5 protein-coding genes are annotated in these 5,319 nt (G+C 63.1%); all 5 read right to left on the bottom strand.

Annotated elements, in window-relative coordinates; all coding sequences use genetic code 11:
- Window positions 1–830 (bottom strand): DNA translocase FtsK 4TM domain-containing protein (locus WBF74_RS14495; RefSeq protein ID WP_424441171.1); only part of this gene is annotated, 830 nt, incomplete at its 3' end.
- Between the two features lie 137 nt (window positions 831–967).
- Complete coding sequence (locus WBF74_RS14490; protein WP_424441169.1) at window positions 968–2,224, bottom strand: aminotransferase class I/II-fold pyridoxal phosphate-dependent enzyme; 1,257 nt, start codon at window positions 2,222–2,224, stop codon at window positions 968–970.
- Between the two features lie 349 nt (window positions 2,225–2,573).
- On the bottom strand, window positions 2,574–3,914 hold the full coding sequence (locus WBF74_RS14485) for an ammonium transporter (protein WP_424441167.1): 1,341 nt from the start codon (window positions 3,912–3,914) through the stop codon (window positions 2,574–2,576).
- Window positions 3,915–3,975: 61 nt separating this feature from the next.
- Complete coding sequence (locus WBF74_RS14480; protein ID WP_424441165.1) at window positions 3,976–4,314, bottom strand: P-II family nitrogen regulator; 339 nt, start codon at window positions 4,312–4,314, stop codon at window positions 3,976–3,978.
- Between the two features lie 346 nt (window positions 4,315–4,660).
- Window positions 4,661–5,319, bottom strand: a 659-nt coding sequence (locus WBF74_RS14475; RefSeq protein ID WP_424441163.1) for an ammonium transporter, incomplete at its 5' end; no start/stop codon positions are given.

Here is a 5,319-nt window from a genome sequence, read left to right as displayed (position 1 = left end):
GCACTCAAAGGCGCATATTCGCCCCGCCGAAGCAGGCGGTCTGTCCAGTCGCCCAGTGTGTCGCCCACGGCCCATGCGAGGATGCGCAGACGGCTCGGCTCCACATCGGGCCGATAGGGGCGGTCAGCGCTTGCGTCATCCCGGATGGCGCGGGGCCGGGCGCGGGCGCCCTGCTGATAGCGGCGCTCGGTTTCTTTCTCTTTTTCCCGCGGTTCGCGGGCGAGCCTTGCGCGCAGCCAGTCATAGGCGGTGCGAATATCGGCAAGCGTGGTGTTGGTCGCAAAAAGGGTGAGCGCCAGCGCAAGCGGGCCGATGACGAGGGCGGTAAGCGTGTAGGCCGCGCCTTCCCCTGTCAGCGGTGCGAAAAGGCTGAGGCCGAGCGCTGCAAGTGCATCGCCCAGCAATCCGCCAAGCCCAAGGGCGAGCGGCCAGAAGCCGAAACGCGGCAGGACGCCGAAGAAGGCGGCGGCGGCAAGTGTTGCGGCAAGCCATGCGGCCACGCGAAAGACGATGTGGTTCATGCCGCGATGGGCGAAGGCGCGCACACCCCAGACGAAAGGCGGCAGCAGCAGGATGAGGCAGGCAAGGCCGAGTGTCTGGAGAAGAATGTCGGCGGTGTAGGCGCCGGTGAGGCCCATCCAGTTGCCGGGCGCGCGGGTGGTTGCGTTGTTGAGGCTCGGATCATCCGCCGACCAGCTCACCACGGCGAGAAGGCCGAACAGGGCAATGCCGATCAGCACGAAGCCCGCGCTTTCGACAAGCCGGCGCGCAACGAAATCATGGGCTGCCGGGGGCAACCAGGTAAGCGGATTGACGACCCACTTCCTCACGCGCGGATTTCTCCCCTTCGCCGCGCGGCCGCTTTTGGCCGCTTGAGTGCGACGCGGTGCGGGCGGCTTTTTGGTGCCTGCGCTCCGTGCCGTCTTACCCTTTGCCCCGCCGCGGCGTGTTTTCGCGGATGAGCCGATCACAACACCTCCGCAATGCGCGAGAGGGCTTCTTCCGTTTCCGCCTGGCTGCCCACAAGGGCAACGCGGATATAGGCTGTGCCCGGATTGCCGCCGGGGCCATAGGGCGAATCTTCGCGCGAGAGATAGGCTCCCGGCAACACTTTCACGCCGCCTTTTGCCCAGAGGTCGCGCGCGGCCTCCTCTCCGTTGCCCACATCGAGCCAGAGAAAGAAGCCGCCGGCGGGGCGGTAAAAGCCGAAGCGATTGCCGAGACGGCGTTCTGCGGCGTCGAGCTTTGCGCGATAGAGATCGCGGTTCGCACTGGCATGGGCGTCATCGGCCCAGCAGGCGGCAGAGGCGGCCATCAGCGGCAGGGGCACCTGCGGCCCCGCAATGTTGCGGAAGGAGCGGAAGCGCATCATCAGCTTTGCCTCGCCCGCGCAGAAGCCCGAGCGCAGACCCGGCAGGCTGGAGCGCTTCGAGAGCGAGTGGAAGACGATGATATTGGCAAAAGGATCGCCCGCCTTGCGCCTGTTTTCTTCATGCAGGGAAAGGGCTGCGGCCAGTGCGCCGGTGGGCGGCTCGCGGTCATAGATGTCGGCATAGCACTCATCAATGGCGAGTGTGATGTCGTGGCGACGCGCAAGCGTGATGAGGTTTGTGAGGTAGTCCTTGCTCGCAACGGAGCCCTGCGGGTTGGCGGGGCTGCAGAAATAGATCATCGCGGTGCGGGCGAGGAGTTCCTCCGGCAATGCCTCAAAATCAGGCAGGAAGCCGTTTTCGCGTGTCGCGGCGATATAGACGGGCTCCGCGCCTGCGGCGAGCGCCGCAGCGGCGTAGCACTGGTAGAAGGGGTTCGGCATCAGGATCGCGGGACGCTTGCCTGCCTTTGCGGGCGGCGTCGCAATCTGGGCGATGTTGAACAGCGCCTCGCGCGTGCCGTTCACGGGCAGGATCTGCATTTCGGGATCAAGGGCGCGGTCCTTGCCGATATGGGCGGCAATGCCATAGCGCCGGCCGAGCCAGCCTGCGACGGCCGCGCGAAACTCCGCCGTACCGATGATCGGCGGATATTTGCCGAAAAGCGCGGCATTCCGGGTGATTTCTTCGGTCACAAAGCCCGGAAAGGCGTGTTGCGGCTCACCCAGCGACATGATGAGCGGTGACTTGCCCGGCTCCAGCCCCTCGATCAGCGCATTGAGGCGCGGAAAAGGGCTGTCCGGGAGGCCATCGAACCGGGAAGAAGAGGCGCTCGCTGTCTGAAGACTTGCCATGAGAGGCCGCGAAAATCCTGTGACGCGCCGGATTCGCGCGGAAAATACGCGGAAAACCGGGGAAACTACGAAACGGCGCGATCTTAACCATGGGGGCGGAAGCGGTCCAGCCCCGCACGGCACCACAGACGGTGGAAAAAGCTGTGGAATTCCCGCGTCTTATCCACACAATTGGAAGCAAATGCTTAAGGGGCCGTTAAGAATTGGCGCGTTGGGCCTCTCAAACGAAAAAGAGCCCGTGGGGGGAACCACGGGCTCAGTCGGGTCACGCGCCCCATAACGGGTGGCAGAGGGCGGTGGCCGTGGGAGAGAGCGGGGGCCGGAGGCAGCCCCCGCCCAGAGAGATGCGTCAGGTTCTCGTGAACTCGGGATAGGCTTCGATGCCGATCTCGGCCTTGTCGAGGCCCAGCATTTCCTCTTCCGGCGTGCAGCGGATGCCGATGGTGAGGCGGAGTGCGAGCCACAGAACAGCCGAGGTAATTGCCACGAAGAGGCCGATGGAGATCACACCCGTTGCCTGCACCGCATAGCTTGTGTCGGCATTGGTGAGCGGCACGGCCATGGTGCCCCAGATGCCGCAGAAAAGGTGGACCGGCACGGCGCCGACCACGTCGTCGATGCGGAGCTTGTCGAGGAGCGGCACCGTCAGCACGACGATGATGCCACCGAGAGCGCCGATGCCGAGCGCCCAGCCGAGCGTCGGGGCGAGCGGTTCGGCGGTGATGGAGACGAGGCCGCCGAGAGCGCCATTGAGCGCCATGGTGACATCGACCTTCTTGTAGAGGAGCTGCATCAGCACGATGGCCGCGACCACGCCGCCACAGGCAGCGATATTCGTGTTGATGAAGACGGTGGCAACAGCCTGTGCATCAGCGACCGTGCCGATGGCGAGCTGCGAGGCGCCGTTGAAGCCGAACCAGCCCATCCAGAGGATGAAAGTGCCAAGCGTGGCAAGCGGGATGGAAGAGCCAGGAAGCGGGTTCACGCCGCCGCCCTTGATGTACTTGCCGAGGCGCGGCCCGAGAATGATCGCACCCATCAGCGCGGCCCAGCCGCCCGTGGAGTGAACGATGGTGGAGCCGGCGAAGTCGGAGAAGCCCATTTCGCTCAGCCAGCCGCCGCCCCACTGCCAGGAGCCCTGGATCGGGTAGATGAAGGCGGTGAGAAGAAGCGTGAAAACCATGAAGGGCCAGAGCTTCACACGCTCAGCGACCGTGCCCGACACGATGGAGGCGGCTGTTGCCACGAAGACGACCTGGAAGAACCAGTCTGACGCCGCTGCATAGCCGGTGCCATCGGCGGCAACGCCGCCTGAATCATCCACGCCCCAGATGGCGAGCGATCCGAGGAAACCGCCATCCACGCCGGAATACATCAGGTTGTAGCCGACGAGATAATAGGCGATGCCTGCAATGGAGAAGATCGCGATGTTCTTCGTGCATTGCATGGCGACGTTCTTCGAACGGACTAGCCCTGCTTCGAGCATGGCAAAGCCCGCTGCCATCCACATGACGAGGAAACCGCCAATCAGGAACAGCAAAGTGTTGAAGATGTAGGCGATTTCCGGTGCGCTGAGGCTGAAGGCTTCTTCCGCCCCGCCTGTTTCCTGCGCGAACGCAGGTGCCGTCATGGCGAGAAGGGCGAGAGCCCCCGCTGTCGCCCGGCTTGCATATCTTCCAATGTTACTCATCTTTCCTCTTTCGTTTGAGGGTTGCCTTCCCCAATCGGCAGTCATTCGGTCCGCACAGGGATCAAATGGCGTCCGCATCCGTTTCGCCGGTGCGGATGCGCAGGACCTGCTCAACCGACACCACGAAAATCTTGCCGTCGCCGATCTGTCCGGTTTTCGCGGCATCGCTGATTGCGTTGACGACGGCATCAACCTGATCGGAGGATGTGACGATTTCGATTTTCAGCTTGGGCAGAAAGTTCACGGCATACTCGGCACCGCGATAGATTTCGGTCTGGCCTTTCTGTCGGCCATACCCTTTGACTTCGCTCACCGTCAGACCCTGAATGCCGATGGCGGTGAGTGCTTCGCGCACATCGTCCAGCTTGAATGGCTTGATGATCGCCATGACGAGCTTCATTTGATTTCCCTCTTTTCTCTGCCGCCGGGGGCGGTGGCCGCCGGCTCCGGGTTGTCCTTGCTCTGCGAGTCTGCCGCGTGAAGCAGCGCGCGAGGACGCAGGGCATATCTCTGCTACTCAAGAACCGTGCCGAATTGCCCGGACGCAAAAATCCTTGTGAATCCGCGGTATTTTTGGGTCCGGTGTGATTTGTCTCTGCGCTCTGAGAGGCGCATTGCCCGATGAAAAGCGGCTGATGCACAAATTCTGTGCAACTGCACAAGGCCATTCATCCGTAGACAGATTATATCCAAAGAAAAAGGGCGCTCCGAAGAGCGCCCTCGCTGTTGTTGATCTGCCTTGCGGATCAGTGGATCGCTTCACCATGCAAGCTGATGTCGAGGCCTTCCACTTCTTCCTGCGGCGAGACACGCAGGCCGAAGAAGAGGCGGGTGATCATGAGCAGCACGAAGGTGCCGATGGCGCAGTAGATGATCGTGGCGATGATGCCCTTGATCTGCACGCCGACCTGCGCCCAGTTGCCGTCGATCGCACCGACCGGCACATCTGCACCCGTGATCGCCGCCGTGGCGAAGACACCGGTGAGCACGGCACCGACAATGCCGCCGATCGCGTGAACGCCGAAGACGTCCAGTGCGTCGTCATAGCTGAGCGCCCGCTTCATCGTCGTGGAGGCGAAGAAGCAGATGACGCCGGACGCAAGACCGATGAAGAACGCGCCCGTCGGATCGACAAAGCCGGCTGCCGGAGTGATCGCAACGAGACCGGCAACGGCACCCGTGGCAAGGCCGAGCAGAGTGGGCTTCTTGTGGATGATCCATTCGACCACCATCCAGCTCACAGCCGCCATTGCGGTTGCGATCTGCGTGACGGCGAGCGCCATGCCTGCGCCATTGTCAGCGGCAAGCTGCGAACCGGCGTTGAAACCGAACCAGCCGACCCAGAGAAGCGAGGCGCCAATCATGGTGAGCACGACATTGTGCGGCGCCATGTTCTCCGTGCCGA

This window comes from Parvibaculum sp., assembly GCF_049672805.1.
Lineage (GTDB): Bacteria > Pseudomonadota > Alphaproteobacteria > Parvibaculales > Parvibaculaceae > Parvibaculum.
This window is presented reverse-complemented; position numbering and strand designations above follow the sequence as displayed.

Bases quoted from the DNA above. Each gene is read 5' to 3' on its own strand.
- WBF74_RS14490 (WP_424441169.1), bottom strand. From the start codon at position 2,224: ATGGCAAGTCTTCAGACAGCGAGCGCCTCTTCTTCCCGGTTCGATGGC.
- WBF74_RS14485 (WP_424441167.1), bottom strand. From the start codon at position 3,914: ATGAGTAACATTGGAAGATATGCAAGCCGGGCGACAGCGGGGGCTCTC.
- WBF74_RS14480 (WP_424441165.1), bottom strand. From the start codon at position 4,314: ATGAAGCTCGTCATGGCGATCATCAAGCCATTCAAGCTGGACGATGTG.